This window comes from Pseudomonas sp. (assembly GCF_049645325.1).
In the GTDB taxonomy this organism is placed as follows: Bacteria; Pseudomonadota; Gammaproteobacteria; order Pseudomonadales; family Pseudomonadaceae; genus Aquipseudomonas.
On sequence record NZ_JBARTQ010000233.1, the window covers coordinates 1 to 19327 of the forward strand.

17 protein-coding genes are annotated in these 19327 nt (G+C 60.0%); 14 read left to right on the plus strand and 3 right to left on the minus strand.

Annotated elements, in window-relative coordinates:
- The 11 genes from WBB95_RS10005 to WBB95_RS10055 all read left to right on the plus strand — a co-directional run.
- Positions 1–2667 (plus strand): LPS-assembly protein LptD (locus WBB95_RS10005; RefSeq protein ID WP_424487434.1); only part of this gene is annotated, 2667 nt, incomplete at its 5' end.
- The gene (locus WBB95_RS10010) at positions 2642–3982 is read left to right on the plus strand and encodes a peptidylprolyl isomerase (RefSeq protein ID WP_424487435.1); all 1341 of its coding nucleotides are present in this window, start codon (positions 2642–2644) and stop codon (positions 3980–3982) included. The genes WBB95_RS10005 and WBB95_RS10010, both read left to right, overlap by 26 nt.
- Positions 3979–4968 (plus strand): 4-hydroxythreonine-4-phosphate dehydrogenase PdxA, encoded by a 990-nt coding sequence (pdxA, locus tag WBB95_RS10015; protein WP_424487436.1) that lies wholly within the window; start codon positions 3979–3981, stop codon positions 4966–4968. The genes WBB95_RS10010 and pdxA overlap by 4 nt, the downstream gene beginning before the upstream one ends.
- Positions 4965–5777: a 16S rRNA (adenine(1518)-N(6)/adenine(1519)-N(6))-dimethyltransferase RsmA gene (gene rsmA, locus WBB95_RS10020; RefSeq protein WP_424487437.1), complete on the plus strand. Its 813-nt coding sequence runs from the start codon at positions 4965–4967 to the stop codon at positions 5775–5777. Before pdxA ends, rsmA begins: the two co-directional genes overlap by 4 nt.
- A gap of 106 nt (positions 5778–5883) precedes the next feature.
- Entirely contained in the window at positions 5884–6264 is a 381-nt protein-coding gene (gene apaG, locus WBB95_RS10025) for a Co2+/Mg2+ efflux protein ApaG (RefSeq protein ID WP_069551974.1), read from the plus strand.
- Complete coding sequence (locus tag WBB95_RS10030) at positions 6264–7115, plus strand: symmetrical bis(5'-nucleosyl)-tetraphosphatase (protein ID WP_424487438.1); 852 nt, start codon at positions 6264–6266, stop codon at positions 7113–7115. Before apaG ends, WBB95_RS10030 begins: the two co-directional genes overlap by 1 nt.
- Before the next feature lie 9 nt (positions 7116–7124).
- Entirely contained in the window at positions 7125–7454 is a 330-nt protein-coding gene (gene glpE, locus WBB95_RS10035) for a thiosulfate sulfurtransferase GlpE (protein ID WP_424487439.1), read from the plus strand.
- Between the two features lie 285 nt (positions 7455–7739).
- Positions 7740–9662: a PrkA family serine protein kinase gene (locus WBB95_RS10040; protein WP_122542333.1), complete on the plus strand. Its 1923-nt coding sequence runs from the start codon at positions 7740–7742 to the stop codon at positions 9660–9662.
- A gap of 113 nt (positions 9663–9775) precedes the next feature.
- The gene (locus WBB95_RS10045) at positions 9776–11047 is read left to right on the plus strand and encodes a YeaH/YhbH family protein (RefSeq protein ID WP_065871791.1); all 1272 of its coding nucleotides are present in this window, start codon (positions 9776–9778) and stop codon (positions 11045–11047) included.
- On the plus strand, positions 11044–12609 hold the full coding sequence (locus tag WBB95_RS10050) for a SpoVR family protein (protein WP_424487440.1): 1566 nt from the start codon (positions 11044–11046) through the stop codon (positions 12607–12609). Before WBB95_RS10045 ends, WBB95_RS10050 begins: the two co-directional genes overlap by 4 nt.
- Before the next feature lie 63 nt (positions 12610–12672).
- Entirely contained in the window at positions 12673–13902 is a 1230-nt protein-coding gene (locus WBB95_RS10055) for a multifunctional CCA addition/repair protein (protein WP_424487441.1), read from the plus strand.
- Here WBB95_RS10055 and folK read toward each other — a convergent pair.
- Complete coding sequence (gene folK, locus WBB95_RS10060) at positions 13897–14415, minus strand: 2-amino-4-hydroxy-6-hydroxymethyldihydropteridine diphosphokinase (protein WP_424487442.1); 519 nt, start codon at positions 14413–14415, stop codon at positions 13897–13899. The genes WBB95_RS10055 and folK overlap by 6 nt on opposite strands.
- Entirely contained in the window at positions 14406–14759 is a 354-nt protein-coding gene (folB, locus tag WBB95_RS10065) for a dihydroneopterin aldolase (RefSeq protein ID WP_424487443.1), read from the minus strand. Before folB ends, folK begins: the two co-directional genes overlap by 10 nt.
- 74 nt (positions 14760–14833) lie before the next feature.
- Between folB and plsY the strand changes: the two genes are divergently transcribed.
- Positions 14834–15403: a glycerol-3-phosphate 1-O-acyltransferase PlsY gene (gene plsY, locus WBB95_RS10070; protein ID WP_424487444.1), complete on the plus strand. Its 570-nt coding sequence runs from the start codon at positions 14834–14836 to the stop codon at positions 15401–15403.
- Positions 15404–15436: 33 nt separating this feature from the next.
- On the opposite strand, the gene tsaD is transcribed toward plsY, so the two are convergent.
- On the minus strand, positions 15437–16462 hold the full coding sequence (tsaD, locus tag WBB95_RS10075; protein WP_424487445.1) for a tRNA (adenosine(37)-N6)-threonylcarbamoyltransferase complex transferase subunit TsaD: 1026 nt from the start codon (positions 16460–16462) through the stop codon (positions 15437–15439).
- Positions 16463–16664: 202 nt separating this feature from the next.
- On the opposite strand from tsaD, the gene rpsU reads away from it, so the two are divergent.
- Both rpsU and dnaG read left to right on the plus strand, forming a co-directional pair.
- Entirely contained in the window at positions 16665–16880 is a 216-nt protein-coding gene (rpsU, locus tag WBB95_RS10080) for a 30S ribosomal protein S21 (RefSeq protein ID WP_002551877.1), read from the plus strand.
- Positions 16881–17323: 443 nt separating this feature from the next.
- On the plus strand, positions 17324–19294 hold the full coding sequence (gene dnaG, locus WBB95_RS10085) for a DNA primase (RefSeq protein ID WP_424487446.1): 1971 nt from the start codon (positions 17324–17326) through the stop codon (positions 19292–19294).
- Positions 19295–19327: the final 33 nt, after the last annotated feature.

Below are 19327 nucleotides of genomic sequence, written 5' to 3' on the forward strand. Positions count from 1 at the left end.
GCCGTCGGCAACGGCCTGAGCCGTGCTGCCGTCAGCGCTGACGGCAGCACGGCTCAGGCCGTTGCCGACGGCAGTACCGAGGCCGAGCCGAAGAACGCGCTGGTCACCGAAGCCAAGGGCCGAGGCCTGCGTGCGCGCAGTGCCGACTACAGCCACCTGGACTGGGTACCGCGCGAGAAGCTGACCGCAGCCCAATTGGCTGAAACCGGTCCTTACTGCTCCGGCGCCTACATCGAGCCGATTCGTCCTGGCATGAACGACAAGACGAACAAGAGCGATGCGCCGACCTTCATCGGTGCCAAGGCCTCTCGTTACGAGCAGGAACAGCAAATCGCGACCTTGGCCGGTGACGTCGTCATGCGCCAGGGCAGCATGCAGCTGGAGGCTCAGGAAGCCAGCCTGTATCAGGCCGAGAACCGTGGCGAGTTGAACGGCAACGTTCGGCTGCGCGACAACGGCGCCCTGATCGTCGGCGACCATGCCGAGGTCCAGCTCGATACCGGCGCCGCCCAGATCGACAACGCCGAATACGTGATGCACAAATCGCGTATCCGCGGTAACGCGCTGTACGCCAAGCGTGCCGAAAACGCGATCATCCGTCTCAAGGACGGTACGTACACCACCTGCGAGCCGGACAGCAACGCCTGGCAGCTCAAGGGCAACAACATCACGTTGAACCCGGCCACCGGTTTCGGTACGGCGACCAACGCGACGTTGCGGATCAAGAACATCCCGATCCTCTACACCCCGTACATCTATTTCCCGATCGACAACCGTCGTCAATCCGGCTTCCTGCCGCCGAGCTTCAGCACCGGCAGCGAAACCGGCTTCACCCTGGTTACGCCGTACTACTTCAACCTGGCGCCGAACTACGACGCCACGTTGTACCCGCAATACATGACCAAGCGCGGTTTGTTGATGGAAGGCGAATTCCGCTACCTCACCAAATCCAGCGAAGGTCAGTTCGGCGGCGCGTACCTGAACGACGACAGCGACGAGCGGAAAAAACAGACCGACTACGAAAAAACCCGCTACATGCTCAACTGGCAGCACAAGGGCGGGCTTGATTCGCGTCTGGCGACCCAGGTCGACTACACCAAGATCAGCGACCCGTTCTACTTCCAGGACTTGAAGGCTTATCAGGAAGGCATCCAGACCCAGGACTTCGTCAACCAGCAGGGTTCCGTGACCTATCGCGGCGACTCCTACCAAGCGCGCCTGAACGTTCAGGCCTACCAGCTGGCGACGATTTCCCAGATCACTCCTTATGACCGGCTGCCGCAGATCACCTTCAACGGAGCGCTGCCGTACCACCCGGGTGGCTTGAACTTTACGTATGAAACTGAGGCCGTTCGATTTGATCGGGACTTGAGAAGCGGAAACGTTCTCGACGAAAATGGCGGCCCTGTTAATGCAGATGGCACTTTCGGTGAGAAGCGACTGGACGAATATGTAACCGGCCTGACCCGTGCAAACGGTACTCGCTTGAACGTTGCTCCGGCCGTCGAGTACCCGATGAACTGGACCTACGGTTTCATTACTCCAAAGCTCAAGTATGTCTATACCAAGTACGATCTGGACTTGGATGCCAAAGGTAAGAACGACATTGCTGCTGCGCAATTGGCCGCTACTCAGCCCGGAGCCTCTCCTTATGCGGGCGGCGTATTCAATAGCTCTCAAGACCGTGCAATCCCAATTGCCAGCGTAGACAGCGGCCTTTACTTCGACCGCAATACCAACTGGTTCGGCAAAGACTATCGCCAGACCCTGGAACCGCGCGCCTTCTATCTCTATGTGCCGAACAAGGACCAGAGCGATATTCCGGTATTCGATACCAGTGAATACTCGTTCAGCTACGCTTCGCTGTTCCGCGACAACCGTTTCAGCGGTTCCGACCGGATCGGCGACGAGAACAAGCTGTCCCTTGGCTTGACTAGCCGCTGGATCGAAGAAAACGGCTTCGAGCGTCAGCGCGTGGCCATTGGACAGGCGGTGTACTTCAAAGATCGCCAGGTACAACTACCGGGCATCCTTGCCTCCGACCGTGCCGATGCACAGTCCGATGTATCGCCGGTGGCGCTGGAATACGAGTTCCGCTTCAACCGCGATTGGCGTGCCACTGCCGACTACAACTGGGACACAGAGGAACACAGCGCTCGCTCCGGCAGCGCGATGTTCCACTACCAGCCGGAAGACAACCCGAACAAGATCATCAACGTCGGTTATCGCTATCGTAACGATCAGGTCGTCTACAACCAGCTGACCGGCAAATGGCAGTTTGGTGGTGACTACGGCACCGAGGGTCAGCCGAACTTCATCAAGGATTACTACAAAATCCAGCAACACGACTTCTCGATGATGTGGCCGATCGTTCCGCAGTGGAACCTGATCACCCGCTGGCAGTATGACTATGCCCGCAACCGTACCCTGGAAGCCTTTGGTGGTTTCGAGTACGACAACTGCTGCTGGAAACTGCGCGTCATCAACCGTTACTGGGTTTCCAACGACGAATACAGCCAGATCGCCCCGCTGAACGAAAAGGGTGACCACGGGCTCTTCTTCCAGATCGTCCTTAAAGGACTCGGCGGCCTGACCGGCGCCAAGGTAGAGAGCTTCCTCGACAAAGGCATTCAAGGTTATCGTGAACGTGAAGATCAAGCTTTCTGATTGTCTGCGCCCGCTCGTGCTGGGCGCGCTGTTCCTGGGGACCGCATCGGCACACGCTGCGGTTCAACAGCTGGATAAAGTGGCGGCCATCGTCGACAACGACGTGATCATGCAGAGCCAACTGGACCAACGGGTCAAGGAAGTTCAGCAAACCATCGCCAAGCGCGGTGCTGGCGTGCCACCTACCAGCGTGCTGGAACCACAGGTTCTGGAGCGTCTGATCGTCGAGAACCTGCAACTGCAGATCGGCGATCGCTCCGGCATCCGTATTTCGGACGAAGAGCTGAACCAGGCCGTAGGCACCATTGCTCAACGCAACAACATGAGTGTTGACCAGTTCCGCGCAGCCCTGGCTCACGACGGCTTGTCCTATGAGGACGCCCGTGAGCAGATCAAGCGTGAAATGATCATCAGCCGTGTGCGTCAGCGCCGCGTGGCCGAGCGGGTTCAGGTGTCCGAGCAGGAAGTGAAGAACTTCCTGGCGTCGGACCTTGGCAAGATGCAACTCTCCGAGGAGCTGCACCTGGCCAACATCCTGATCCCTACCCCGGACAGCGCCAACGCCGAGCAGCTCAACGCCGCCGCCGCAAAAACCCAGGCTGTTTATGACCGCCTGAAAGCCGGTGCCGACTTCGCCCAGACCGCCATTGCCGTGTCCGGCAGTGACAACGCCTTGGACGGCGGTGATATGGGCTGGCGTAAAGCCGCTCAATTGCCACCACCGTTCGACCGCGAGTTGAGCGCCATGGAAGTGGGCGGCATCACTCAGCCAGCCCGTACTCCAGGTGGCTTCATTATTCTCAAGTTGCTGGCCAAACGCGGTGGCGAGACCTCGCTGAAAGACGAAGTGCATGTTCGTCACATTCTGGTCAAACCAAGCGAAATCCGCACCGAAGCACAAACCAAGGAACTGGCCCAGAAGATCTATGATCGCATCGAAGGCGGCGAAGACTTCGCCACCTTGGCCAAGAGCTTCTCGGAAGACCCGGGCTCGGCCCTCAACGGCGGCGACCTGAACTGGATCGACCCGAAAGCGTTGGTGCCTGAATTCCAGGACGTCATGGCCAAGACTCCGCAAGGCGTTCTGTCCAAGCCGTTCAAGACCCAATACGGCTGGCATGTGCTGGAAGTCCTTGGCCGTCGCGCCACCGACAACACCACTCAAGCTCGCGAGCAACAAGCACTGACCGTATTGCGTAACCGCAAGTACGACGAAGAGCTGCAAACCTGGCTGCGTCAGATCCGCGACGAAGCCTACGTGGAAAACAAGCTGCCCGCCGCCGAGCAAACAGGCGCCGATCAGGCAGCACAGTGAAACCCCAGCGTTTTGCTGTGACACCCGGCGAGCCGGCCGGCATTGGTCCAGACCTGTGCCTGCTGCTCGCCTCGCACCCCCAGCCACACCCCCTGATTGCCATCACCAGCCGCGACCTGCTCCTTGAGCGGGCCGCGCAGCTGGGTGTGGGTGTCAATCTGCTGGACGTGGCGCCGGGCAACTGGCCCGATGTGCCGGCACCGGCGGGCAGCCTGTATGTGTGGGACACCCCGCTTGCGGCCAACGTGGTTGCCGGGCAACTGAATAAGGCAAACGCGGCCTTTGTACTGGAAACCCTGACCCGCGCCGGCCAAGGCTGCATTGACGGCGACTTCGCTGGCATGATCACCGCCCCGGTGCACAAGGGTGTGATCAATGAATCCGGCATCGCCTTTTCCGGCCATACCGAATTTCTTGCCGAACTGACCCATACCGCCCAAGTCGTGATGATGCTCGCCACACGCGGCCTGCGCGTCGCCCTGGTGACGACACACTTGCCGCTGCGCGATATCGCCGACGCTATCACCGTCGAGCGCTTGGAGCGCGTTACGCGCATCCTGCACGCCGACCTGCAACAGAAATTCGGCATCGCCCAACCGCGCATCCTGGTCTGCGGGCTCAACCCGCACGCCGGCGAAGGCGGCCACTTGGGCCATGAAGAAATCGACATTATTGAACCGACATTAGAGCGTCTGCGCCGAGAAGGCATGGACCTGCGCGGCCCACTGCCTGCGGACACTCTGTTTACCCCCAAATATCTGGAGCACTGCGACGCAGTGCTGGCGATGTACCACGACCAGGGGCTGCCCGTGCTGAAGTACAAAGGCTTCGGCGCCGCCGTCAACGTCACACTGGGCCTGCCGATCATCCGCACCTCCGTCGACCATGGCACTGCCCTGGACCTGGCGGGCAGTGGCAAGATCGATACCGGCAGCCTGCACGTGGCCCTGGAAACCGCCTATCAGATGGCCGAGACCCGTATATGACTGAGCATTACCAACACCGGGCGCGCAAGCGTTTCGGGCAAAATTTCCTGCACGACGCTGGCGTGATCGACCGCATTTTGCGCTCCATCCATGCCAAGCCCGAAGACCGCCTGCTGGAAATCGGCCCGGGCCAGGGCGCATTGACCCAGGGCCTGCTTAACAGTGGCGGCCAGCTGGATGTGGTTGAGTTGGACAAGGACCTGATCCCGATCCTCAACCAGCAATTCGCCGGCATGCCCAACTTCAACCTGCACCAGGGCGACGCGCTGAAGTTCGACTTCAACAGCCTCAATGCCGCGCCCAACAGCCTGCGAGTAGTCGGTAACCTGCCGTACAACATCTCCACGCCGCTGATTTTCCACCTGCTGAACAACGCCGGGATCATCCGCGACATGCACTTCATGCTGCAAAAAGAAGTGGTTGAGCGCCTGGCGGCGGGCCCTGGTGGCGGTGACTGGGGTCGCCTGTCGATCATGGTTCAGTACCATTGCCGCGTGGAACACCTGTTCAACGTCGGCCCTGGCGCGTTCAACCCGCCGCCGAAGGTCGACTCGGCCATCGTGCGCCTGGTGCCTCACGCCGTGCTGCCGCACCCGGCCAAGGATCACAAGTTGCTGGAACGCGTGGTACGTGAGGCGTTCAACCAACGCCGCAAGACCCTGCGCAACACGCTCAAGGCCTTGCTGAGCAACGCTGAAATCGAAGCCGCCGGCGTCGATGGCAGCCTGCGCCCCGAGCAACTGGACCTGGCCGCGTTCGTGCGCCTGGCCGACCAGCTTGCCATCCAGCCTGCGCCAGCCGCGGACTAAGGCCTGCCGGGCACTAGGCCAGACAGCATGTCTGGCCTAGTGCCCTCCTCATGGCCTAGACTGATCCGCATCTGCTGTCCCCCGCTTTGCTTTTAAGGCCTCTTGCATGTCCGATCCTCGCTATCAGATCGACGTCAGCGTCGTCACCCGCTTCCTCGCGGACCAATCGCAACCTGAACACAACCGTTTCGCCTTTGCCTACACCATCACGGTGAAGAACAACGGGCAGGTGCCGGCCAAGCTGCTGTCGCGCCACTGGGTGATCACCGACGGTGACGGCCAGGTCGAGGAAGTGCGCGGGGCGGGCGTGGTGGGTCAACAACCGCTGATCGATATCGGCGCCAGCCACACCTACAGCAGTGGCACGGTGATGACCTCCAAAGTCGGCACCATGCAGGGCTCGTATCAGATGAAAGCCACGGATGGAAAGCTGTTCGACGCCATCATCGCGCCCTTCCGCCTCGCGGTGCCTGGGGCCTTGCACTGATGACGACGTACGCGGTCGGCGACCTGCAAGGCTGCCTGGAACCCCTTAAGTGCCTGCTTGAACGCGTGGCCTTTGACCCGACGCAGGACCGCCTGTGGTTGGTGGGTGACTTGGTCAATCGCGGCCCCGAGTCCCTGGAAACCCTGCGCTTCCTTTATAAGATGCGCGACGCATTGGTCTGCGTGCTGGGCAACCATGACCTGCACCTGCTGGCGGCCGGCAATAACATTGAGCGCCTGAAAAAGGGCGACACCCTGCGCGAAATCCTTGAAGCGCCTGACCGCGCCGAACTGCTCGACTGGCTTCGCCGGCAAAAACTCATGCATTACGACGAAGGCCGCAACATGGCCCTGGTCCACGCTGGCATCCCTCCCCAGTGGGCGCTGAAGAAAGCCCTCAAGTGCGCCGCCGAAGTGGAAAGCGCATTGGCTGACGACAACCTGTACACCGCCTTCTTGGATGGCATGTACGGCAACGAGCCGGTGAAGTGGGACAACGACCTCACCGGTGTGACCCGCCTGCGCGTCATCACCAACTACTTCACGCGCATGCGCTTCTGCACCGCCGAAGGCAAGCTGGACCTCAAGAGCAAGGAAGGCGCCGACACCGCGCTGCCGGGCTACAAGCCGTGGTTCGCGCACAAGGAACGCAAGACCCGTGACACGAAGATCATCTTCGGCCATTGGGCAGCCCTGGAAGGCCAATGCGACGAACCTGGCGTGTTCGCCCTCGACACCGGTTGCGTGTGGGGTGGCAGCATGACCTTGATGAACATCGACACCGGCGAGCGCCTGAGCTGCCAGTGCGAACCACCCCTTTCCGTCACACCGCAGGCCGCCGCCAAGCCCTAGGAGCCCGCCATGAGCGAATTCAAACGTATCCCTCCCGAAAAAGCCCAGAGCCTGCGCGAGCAAGGCGCCGTCGTCGTGGATATCCGCGACCAGCCTACTTATGCCGCTGCGCATATCAGCGGCGCCCAGCATCTGGACAATCACAACATTGCCGACTTCATCCGTGCCGCCGACCTCGACGCGCCGGTGATCGTGGCCTGTTACCACGGCAATTCCAGCCAGAGCGCAGCGGCCTATCTGATCAGCCAGGGCTTCTCCGACGTCTATAGCCTGGACGGCGGCTTCGAGCTGTGGCGTACGACCTATCCTGCAGAAATTGCCTCCGGCGATTCGCAATAATTTTTTTCACACCCCGCTACCCCGCGTGACGCTTGGGCTCGCGCCGTTTCTGACGAACGGCGCGGCCAAACTAATTACGCATCGCGCCTTGACCTCCCGGATTCCGAACTATCCTTAAGCGCAGGCCATCCGAATCAGGGGAGAGCCGGTACACCGGCGTGCGGGTCATCGGTAGCGTTTCAGGGTGTTCTGGGGGGAAAACGGCCATTGGCACTCGCCAATAGCTGCCAGCATCGACTGATTGATCCGGCGTCGGCTCCACGTATCGAGCGAGGTGACGACGTCATGAGTATCTTTAGCCACTTCCAACAACGCTTCGCGTCCACACAGCAGGAAGAGCTCACGCTGCAAGAGTATCTTGAGCTGTGCAAACAGGACCGCAGCACCTACGCGTCTGCCGCCGAACGTCTGCTATTGGCGATTGGTGAGCCGGAGCTGGTGGAAACCGCCAACAATTCGCGCCTGTCGCGAATATTTTCCAACAAGGTGATCCGCCGCTACCCGGCCTTTGAAGACTTCCACGGCATGGAAGAATGCATCGACCAGATCGTCTCCTACTTCCGCCATGCCGCCCAAGGCCTGGAAGAGAAGAAACAAATCCTCTACCTGCTCGGCCCCGTCGGCGGCGGCAAGTCGTCCCTGGCCGAAAAGCTCAAACAGCTGATCGAGAAGGTGCCCTTCTACGCGATCAAGGGCTCACCGGTCTTCGAGTCGCCCTTAGGGTTGTTCAACGCTACGGAAGATGGCGCGATCCTCGAAGAAGACTTCGGCATCCCTCGACGCTACCTCAACACCATCATGTCGCCTTGGGCCACCAAGCGCCTGGCCGAATTCGGCGGCGACATCAGCCAGTTCCGCGTGGTGAAACTCTACCCGTCGATCCTCAATCAGATCGGCGTGGCGAAAACCGAACCGGGCGATGAGAACAACCAGGATATTTCAGCGCTGGTCGGCAAGGTCGATATCCGCAAGCTGGAGGAATACCCACAGAACGATGCCGACGCCTACAGTTACTCGGGCGCTCTGTGCCGGGCCAACCAGGGCCTGATGGAGTTCGTGGAGATGTTCAAGGCGCCGATCAAGGTGCTGCACCCACTGCTCACCGCCACCCAGGAAGGCAACTACAACAGCACCGAAGGCCTGGGCGCGATTCCGTTCACCGGGATTCTGCTGGCCCACTCCAACGAATCGGAGTGGCACACCTTCCGCAACAACAAGAACAACGAAGCCTTCATCGACCGGATCTACATCGTCAAGGTGCCGTACTGCCTGCGCGTCAGCGATGAAATCAAGATTTACGACAAGCTGCTGTTCAACAGCTCCCTGGCCAAGGCGCATTGCGCACCCGACACCCTGAAGATGCTTGCCCAGTTCACCGTGCTGTCGCGCCTCAAGGAGCCGGAGAACTCCAACATCTACTCGAAGATGCGCGTGTACGACGGCGAAAACCTCAAGGACACCGACCCCAAGGCCAAGTCGATCCAGGAATACCGCGACACCGCGGGCGTGGACGAAGGCATGAACGGTCTGTCGACGCGCTTCGCGTTCAAGATCCTCTCCAAGGTCTTCAACTTCGACCCCCACGAAATTGCCGCCAACCCGGTGCACCTGCTCTACGTGCTGGAGCAGCAGATCGAACAGGAACAGTTCCAGGCCGAAACCCGCGAGCGCTACCTGCGCTTCCTCAAGGAATACCTGGCGCCGCGCTACATCGAGTTTATCGGCAAGGAAATCCAGACCGCGTACCTGGAGTCCTACAGCGAGTACGGCCAGAACATTTTCGACCGCTATGTGCTGTATGCAGACTTCTGGATCCAGGACCAGGAATACCGCGACCCGGAAACCGGCGAAATCCTCAACCGCGTGGCCCTCAACGAGGAACTGGAAAAGATCGAAAAACCTGCCGGCATCAGTAATCCGAAAGATTTCCGCAACGAAATCGTCAACTTCGTGCTGCGCGCCCGGGCCAACAACAACGGCAAGAACCCGACCTGGCTCAGCTACGAGAAGCTGCGGGTGGTCATCGAGAAGAAAATGTTCTCCAACACCGAGGATCTTCTGCCGGTCATCAGCTTCAACGCCAAGGCCAGCAAGGAGGACCAGCAAAAACACAACGACTTCGTCACACGAATGGTCGAGCGTGGCTACACCGACAAACAGGTACGCCTGCTTTCCGAATGGTACCTGCGGGTTCGTAAATCACAGTAAGGCAGCGACAGGCGCATGCTGCCGGGCCACGAGCCTGGCAGCTGACCGCTTGTCTCTAAGCTTCCAGCTCGCGGCTTGAAGCTTGTAACGTGAAGCTGCCCGGAGGGCTCCCCATGAGCTATGTGATCGACCGACGCCTCAATGGCAAGAACAAGAGCACGGTAAACCGCCAGCGTTTCCTGCGGCGTTACCGTGACCACATCAAAAAGGCCGTGGAGGAGGCCGTCAGCCGCCGCTCCATCACCGACATGGAGCATGGCGAGCAAATCAGCATTCCCGGACGCGACATCGACGAACCGGTGCTGCACCACGGCCGGGGCGGCAAGCAAACCGTCGTGCACCCTGGCAACAAGGAATTCACAACCGGCGAACATATCCAGCGCCCTCAAGGCGGTGGCGGCGGCAAAGGCCCTGGCAAGGCGGGCAACTCCGGCGAAGGCATGGACGAGTTCGTGTTCCAGATCACCCAGGAAGAGTTCCTCGAATTCATGTTCGAAGACCTCGAGCTCCCCAACCTGGTCAAGCGCAACCTCACCGGCACCGACACCTTCAAGACCGTGCGCGCGGGGATCAGCAACGAGGGCAACCCGTCGCGCATCAATATCATCCGCACCTTGCGCTCGGCCCATGCCCGGCGCATCGCGCTATCCGGCAGCAGCCGGGCCAAACTCAGAGACGCCAAGGAAGAGTTGGCGCGGTTGAAGCGCGAAGAACCAGATAACTTCGGCGATATTCAGCAGATTGAGGCCGAAATCGAGAAACTCAGCGCGCGCATTCATCGCGTGCCGTTCCTCGATACGTTCGACCTCAAGTACAACCTGCTGGTGAAACAACCCAACCCCAGCTCCAAGGCCGTGATGTTCTGCCTCATGGACGTGTCCGGTTCCATGACCCAGGCCACCAAGGACATCGCCAAGCGCTTCTTCATCCTGCTGTACCTGTTTCTGAAGCGGAACTACGACAAGATCGACGTAGTGTTCATTCGCCACCACACCAGCGCCCGCGAAGTGGACGAAGAAGAGTTCTTCTACTCACGGGAAACCGGCGGCACCATCGTTTCCAGCGCCTTGAAGCTGATGCAAGAGATCATGGCCGAACGCTACCCGGCCAACGAGTGGAATATCTATGCCGCCCAGGCCTCCGACGGCGACAACTGGAACGACGACTCGCCGATCTGCCGCGACATCCTCATCAACCAGATCATGCCGTTCGTGCAGTACTACACCTACGTCGAAATAACCCCCCGTGAGCACCAGGCGCTGTGGTTCGAATACGAGCGTATCGGCGAAGCGTTTGCCGACACCTTCGCCCAGCAGCAACTGGTCTCGGCCGGCGATATCTACCCGGTCTTCCGTGAACTCTTCCAGCGCAGGTTAGTGACATGACCGCCAAAAAAGAGCATAAGCGCCAACCCATTTCCACGGGGTCCGAATGGACCTTCGAACTGATCCAGGCCTATGACCGGGAAATCAGCCGCATCGCGGCGGGTTATGCCCTGGACACCTACCCCAACCAGATCGAAGTGATCACCGCCGAACAGATGATGGATGCCTATGCGTCGGTCGGCATGCCCTTGGGCTATCACCATTGGTCCTACGGCAAACACTTCCTCAGCACCGAAAAGTCCTACACACGCGGGCAGATGGGCCTGGCGTACGAGATCGTGATCAACTCCGACCCGTGCATTGCCTATCTGATGGAAGAAAACACCATCTGCATGCAGGCGCTGGTGGTGGCGCACGCCTGCTACGGGCATAACAGCTTTTTCAAGGGTAACTACCTGTTCCGCACCTGGACCGATGCCAGCTCGATCATCGACTACCTGGTGTTCGCCAAGCAGTACATCATGCAATGCGAGGAGCGCCACGGCATCGACGCGGTGGAGGACTTGCTCGACTCCTGCCACGCCCTGATGAACTACGGGGTCGACCGCTACAAACGGCCTTATCCGATTTCTGCCGAAGAAGAACGCCTGCGCCAGAAGGAACGCGAGGAGCACCTGCAGAAGCAGATCAACGACCTGTGGCGCACCATTCCTAAAAAAGCCGGCAAAAACAGCGACAAGGACAATGCACGCTTCCCCGCCGAACCTCAGGAAAACATCCTGTATTTCCTGGAAAAACACGCACCGCTGCTGGAGCCTTGGCAACGAGAAATCGTGCGCATTGTGCGCAAGATCGCGCAGTATTTTTATCCACAGCGCCAGACCCAGGTGATGAACGAAGGCTGGGCAACGTTCTGGCACTACACCTTGATGAATGACCTGTACGACGAAGGCCTGGTCACTGACGGCTTCATGATGGAGTTCCTCACGTCCCACACCAGCGTGGTGTTCCAGCCGGGTTTCGACAGCCCGTATTACAGCGGCATCAACCCTTATGCACTGGGCTTTGCGATGTACCGCGACATTCGGCGAATGTGCGAGCACCCCACCGAGGAAGACCGTCGCTGGTTCCCGGAAATCGCCGGCAGCGATTGGCTGTCGACCATCAAGTTCGCCATGAGCAGCTTCAAGGACGAGAGCTTCATCCTGCAGTACCTCTCGCCCCAAGTGATCCGCGACCTCAAGCTGTTCAGCATCATGGATGACGACCTTAAGGATGACCTGGTGGTGCCGGCTATTCACGATGAACCGGGCTACCGCACCATCCGTGAAACCCTGGCAGCGCAGTACAACCTCGGCAACCGTGAGCCTAACGTGCAGATTCACAGCATCGATGTGCGCGGCGACCGCTCACTGACGCTGCGCCACCAGCAGCACGACCGCAAACCGCTGGGCGAATCAACCGAGGAAGTGCTCAAGCACCTGCACCGGCTGTGGGGCTTCGACATCCACCTGGAAACCCTGCAGGGCGACCAAGTGATGAAGACCCACCATGTACCGCCACGCACCGACCACAACGACAACGACTACGGCCGCCTGGACCTGGCCGTCGTGCATCTCTGAAACAGCAAAGCCTCCATTGGTCAGGCACAGGCGGTATCCTGTGCCGCTAATGGAGGCTTTTTCATGAAAATCTACACAGTCGGCGGCGCGGTGCGTGACCGCCTGCTCGGCATCAAGGTTACCGACATAGACCGCGTCGTGGTGGGCGCCACCACCGAAGAAATGCTCGCCAAAGGCTACAAGCCGGTCGGCGCGGATTTCCCGGTGTTCCTGGACCCGAAAAACGGCGACGAGTACGCCCTTGCCCGTACCGAACGCAAAAGTGGCCGGGGTTATGGCGGCTTTGTGTTTCACGCCAGCCCCGAGGTCACGCTGGAAGAGGACCTGATTCGACGCGACCTGACCATCAACGCCATGGCGCAAGACGACGACGGCAACTTGACCGACCCTTACAACGGCAAAGTCGATCTTGAAGCGCGTATTTTGCGCCACGTTTCCCCCGCGTTCGCCGAAGATCCGCTCCGTGTATTGCGCGTTGCGCGCTTCGCCGCCCGTTACGCTTCTCTCGGCTTTAGCGTCGCGCCAGAAACGTTAGAGCTGATGCGTCAACTGAGCGAATCGGGCGAGCTGGAAGCCCTCACCCCGGAGCGCAGCTGGAAGGAAATCTCCCGCGCACTGATGGAAGATCAGCCTCAAGTGTTTATCCAGGTGTTGCGCGACTGCCATGCGCTGAAAACCCTGATCCCGGAAGTGGACGCCCTGTTCGGTGTGCCGCAACCCGCCGCCCATCACCCTGAAATCGACACCGGCATACACACCCTGAGTGTGCTGGAACAGGCGGCCCTGCATCAGCAACCGCTTACCGTGCGCTGGGCCTGCCTGCTGCATGACGTCGGCAAAGGCCTGACGCCTGTGGATAAGTTGCCGCAGCATATCGCCCACGAACACACGGGTTTGAAGCTGATCAAGGCGGTCAACGAACGCTTCAAAGTGCCGAGGGACTGCCAGGAACTGGCGCTGCTGGTCGGCCAATATCACACCCACGGCCATCGCGCGCTGGAACTCAAAGCCTCGACATTGCTGGAGCTTCTGCAGAGTTTTGACGTGTACCGTCGCCCGCAACGCTTTGAAGAGTTTGTGGTGGCGTGCGAAATGGATGCGCGGGGTCGCAAAGGCCTGGAGCAAAGAAGTTATCCACAAGCGGATTACTTGCGCGGCGCAGCGAAAGCGGCCCGCGAGGTGCCCGTGGCGCCACTGCTGGAAAAAGGCTTCAAAGGCCCGGAACTGGGCGAGGCGCTCAAGCGCGAACGGCTCAAGGCGCTGAAGGCCTACAAGGAACAACGCGCCCTATAGGAGCGCGCCTGGCGTGAGTTGCCGGCCCTGCCATTCAAAACCGACGGGCGCCAGCACCTGGTCGATCTGTGCATCACGCCACAGCTCGGCCAGGGTCTTGCCCGCCTCTGGATGCACACGGTCCGGTGCCATCAGCGACAGCGGCCATAACACAAAGGCGTTTTTCAGAATCTCTGCGCGCGGCAGGATCAAACCGTCGAAATTCCCTACCAGCTCGCCATACAGCAGCACGTCGATATCCAGCGGCAACCCTTTACGGTCCGGGGCATAGCGGCCATTGTCGGCCTCGATGAATTTCAGGCGCCGGTCCAACTCCATCAATGGCAGCTCGGTATACGCCGACACCACCAGGTTGAAGAACGGCCCGCTCTTGATGCCCACCGGCTGGCTTTCAAACACCGCCGAGCAGCGCACGTCAGTCAAGAAACTCGCCAACGCATCCAGACCGGCACACAGATGACGCTCGCGTTCGATATTGCTGCCAAGGCCGAGGTAAACCTGAGTTAGCGACATCCGCGCTCGATCTCCACGCCCACGCCCTTGGCAGCCGGCACGGCCCCTGGCTTGGTCAATTTGAGGTGCAGCCAGGGAATCTGGAATTCGCGCATCAGCACTTCGGCCAGGCGCTCGGCGAAAGTTTCCACCAATTGGTACTGGGATTGTTCGGCAAAGGCCTGGATACGCGTGGACACGCTGGCGTAATCCAGCGCCAGGGTCAGGTCGTCACCGGCCGCGGCCGGGCGGTTGTCCCAGGCGAAGCTCAGGTCCAGGCGCAGGCATTGCTTGATGCCGCGCTCCCAGTCGTAGGCCCCGATCACGGTGTCGACTTCCAGGCCTTCGATAAACACTCTGTCCAAGCACTCTTCTCCGCAGCACGACAAGGGCGCGATGCCCCGTTAGAATCAGGGCGTCCTCGCCCGGAATAGTTAGCATGTTTTGGTCACTGGCGATTCTCGCCTACCTGCTCGGCTCGCTGTCCTTCGCCATTTTGCTCAGCCGCCTGACGGGAAATCCCGACCCGCGAATGAGTGGCTCAGGCAATGCCGGCGCCACCAATATGTTGCGCCTGACCGGCAAGAAACTCGCCGTACTGACGCTGTTGGGCGACGTCTGCAAGGGCTTGTTGCCCGTGCTGATCGCCAGCCTTGCCGGCCTGTCCCTGCAACAGCAGGCCTGGGTGGGCGTGTGCGCCGTCCTGGGCCATCTGTTTCCGCTGTACTTCCGCTTTCGCGGCGGCAAAGGCGTTGCCACGGCAGCCGGCATGTTGCTGGGGATTTACCCCCCGGCGGCCTTGCTGGCCGTGCTGGCTTGGCTGTTGACGTTCTACCTGACCCGCACCAGCTCATTGGCCGCGCTGATCGCCACACCGCTCACCCTGCCGTTGCTGGCCTGGCAGGAACCGGCGGCGCTGGTGCCGATGAGCGTGCTCACGCTGCTGATCGTCTGGCGCCACCGCGGCAATTTACGCGACCTGTTTGCCGGGCGCGAACGGCATTTTTAAATACCTTCGATGAGCCCGGCTCACATTGAGCGCCTACAACGGCGACAACTGCTCCATCGGCCAGCGTGCCTGCACGCTGATCGCCAGGCTCTCATGCTGCCCGGCCTGCAGCCGCTGACAACCGGCATACGCGATCATCGCGCCGTTGTCGGTGCAGAACTCGGGGCGCGCATAAAACACATCGCCCTTCATATCGCCGAGCATTTTTTCCAGCGAAGTGCGCAGGGCCTTGTTGGCGCTGACGCCGCCAGCGATCACCAGGCGCTTCATACCAGCCTGCTTGAGGGCTCGCTTGCACTTGATGGTCAAAGTCTCCACCACGGCCTGCTGGAACGCCAGCGCGATGTCGCAACGGGCTTGATCACTGTCGTCTCCGGCGCTGACGCTTTGCTGCCAGGTGTTCAGCGCTGAGGTTTTCAGGCCGCTGAAGCTGAACATCAAGCCTGGGCGATCGCACATCGGCCGCGGGAAGGTGTAGCGGCCCGGCGTGCCCTTTTCGGCCAGTTTGGCGATTTCCGGACCACCCGGATAATTGAGGCCCATCATCTTCGCGGTTTTGTCGAATGCCTCGCCGGCGGCGTCGTCCAGGGATTCGCCCAAAAGCGTGTATTGACCGATTCCATCGACCTGAACCAGCTGCGTATGGCCGCCCGAAACCAACAAAGCGACGAACGGGAACTCTGGTGGTGTTTTTTCCAGCATGGGCGCCAGTAAATGGCCTTCCATGTGGTGCACACCAAGGGCTGGAATACCCCAGGCAAATGCCAGCGCCTGGGCGCAAGAAGCCCCCACCAGCAGGGCTCCGACCAATCCAGGGCCCGCGGTATAGGCGATGGCGTCGATCTCGGTCGGCACGCATCCGGCCTCGTCCAGCACCTGGCGAATCAACGGCAGCATGCGCTTGACGTGATCACGGCTGGCGAGCTCCGGCACCACGCCGCCATAGGCACGGTGCAGGTCGATCTGACTGAACAGTGCATCGGCCAAAAGCCCGCGTTCACTGTCGTAAAGTGCGACACCGGTTTCGTCGCAGGAGGTTTCAAGTCCCAGTACTAGCATGGGTTTGCGCCTTGTAGAGGCTGAATTCGAAGGCGCGCATAATAGTCGTCACTCCCCCTCCCGACTAGCGGTTTTCGATCAGAGGCTTTGCATTCCGGGCAATGAGGGGTTAACATCCGCAACCCTTAAAAACCGACGACCTCAGCCGCGAATTTTTTGCGACGAGAACGTTGATCCCGGTAATGAAAGAAGGTAGCTCTGGATGCCAGCCGTCAAAGTTAAAGAGAACGAACCCTTCGACGTAGCTCTGCGTCGTTTCAAGCGCTCCTGCGAAAAAGCCGGTGTACTGGCTGAAGTTCGTAGCCGCGAATTTTACGAGAAGCCAACTTCTGAGCGTAAGCGCAAGGCAGCAGCCGCTGTTAAGCGTCACGCTAAGAAAGTTCAGCGCGAACAGCGCCGCGCCGTTCGTCTGTACTAATACACAGACGTTCGTAGCAAGCTTCTGCCAAGCCCGGCCCTCAGCCGGGCTATTGGCATTTGCGGTAATCGCTTGATGCTTCACTGTTGACGCCGCAGATGCGACCGAAACAACTGCTTCACACGTCAGGACTGGCTCTTTTGCCAGCGGTGCACGTCTCTTCTGACGAGCCTAACAAGGCTACGGACGAGCACACTCATTCTGTAAGCAGCCGATCAACAGGTCGACTGTGCCCATCAATGCGCTTCCGAGGCCATCACTGGCCAAACACCGGACGCCAGGGCAACATTTCTGCGCCGGGCACTGATAGAAACTAACGTCAGTGAATGTTCGGCAGATACACTTCCTGACAGCCCAAGCAGACGATTGATGGTCAAGCCGCCGACACCTGCGCTTGAACGCGTCACGGGCCCGTATTTACACGCAGTGATGACGAGAACGCCATGGCCGGGCTAATTCCCCAGAGCTTTATTGACGACCTTCTGAACCGCACCGACATCGTCGATGTTGTCAGCTCGCGCGTGCAATTGAAAAAAGCCGGCAAGAACTACACCGCCTGCTGCCCGTTCCACAAAGAGAAAACCCCGTCGTTCAGCGTCAGCCCCGACAAGCAGTTCTATTACTGCTTCGGCTGCGGCGCGGGCGGCAATGCCCTCGGCTTTCTCATGGACCACGACAACCTGGACTTCCCCCAGGCTATCGAGGACCTGGCGAAAGCCGCCGGCATGGAAATTCCCCGCGAAGAAAGTGGCCGCCCGCATAAACCGCGCCAGCCTACCGACTCGCCGCTGTACCCGCTGCTGACGGCCGCTGCCGACTTCTATCGTCAGGCACTTAAAAGCCATCCGCAGCGCAAGGCCGCCGTTGATTACCTCAAGGGCCGCGGCCTCACCGGCGAAATCGCCCGCGACTTCGGCCTCGGGTTCGCTCCGCCGGGCTGGGACAACCTGTACAAGCACCTGAGCAGCGACACCCTCCAGCAAAAAGCCATGATCGACGCCGGCCTGCTGGTGGAAAACGCCGAAACCGGCAAGCGCTACGACCGCTTCCGCGACCGCGTGATGTTCCCGATCCGCGACAGCCGTGGCCGCATCATCGCCTTCGGCGGACGGGTATTGGGCGACGACAAGCCCAAGTACCTGAACTCCCCGGAAACGGCAGTGTTCCACAAAGGCCAGGAGCTCTACGGCCTGTTCGAGGCACGCAAGAACAATCGCAACCTCGATGAAATCATCGTGGTCGAAGGCTACATGGACGTGATCGCCCTCGCCCAACAAGGCTTGCGCAATGCCGTGGCGACCCTCGGCACCGCGACCAGCGAAGAACATTTGAAACGGCTGTTTCGCGTGGTACCCAGCGTGCTGTTCTGTTTCGACGGCGACCAGGCAGGCCGCAACGCCGCCTGGCGCGCCCTCGAAGCCACGCTGTCGAGCCTGCAGGACGGGCGCCGCGCGCGCTTTCTGTTCCTGCCCGAAGGCGAAGACCCGGACACCCTGGTGCGCTCCGAAGGCACCGACGCGTTCCGTGCGCGCATCAATCAACACGCACAACCGCTGGCGGATTACTTCTTCCAGCAACTGACCGAAGAAGCCGACCCGCGCTCCCTTGAAGGCAAGGCGCACATGGCCACCCTCGCGGCGCCATTGATCGACAAGGTTCCTGGCGCCAACTTGCGCACCCTGATGCGCCAGCGACTGCTGGAAATCACCGGGTTAAGCGGCGAAGCGGTCAGCCAGCTGGTGCACAGCGCGCCTCAAAGCGCGCAGCCCGCTTACGACCCAGGCATGGATTACGACGCCATGCCAGACTATTCCGACTTCCACCAACCGCAGGACGCCTACGCGCCCCAGCAGGAGTGGACACCGAAGAAGCCCGGCGCCGGCGGCAAGAAATGGGACAAGAAACCCTGGAGCAAGAACGGCAAGCGCGGCGATCGCGACGAGCCTTATGCGCCACGCACGCCAGTGGCGGTAGAAGCGCCGACATTGATTGCGTTGCGAACACTTATCCACCACCCGCAATTAGCGGGAAAGGTTGAAAGTGCCGATCATTTTGCCAATGCGAGCAACACCTATGCTCAGGTACTGATCGCCTTGATCGAGGCGGTACAGAAAAATCCTAAGCTAAACTCAATTCAGTTGATGGCGCGCTGGCATGGCACCGAACAAGGTCGCTTGTTGAAAGCACTTGCAGAAAAGGAGTGGCTAATTGACGGCGACAACCTTGAACAACAGTTTTTAGACACCATTACTAGGTTATCCGCGGGCCAGCATACGCAGACCCTCGATGACCTGATCAAGCGAGCAAGGCAGCCGGGATTATCGGCTGAAGAGCAAATTCAGATAGCAAAACAGATGCGCGACCTCTTAAAACAGAATGTTTCCGCATCAAACCCGACCTCAGCTGGCGTGTGAGGTCATAGCTCGGGTATAATCCTCGGCTTGTTT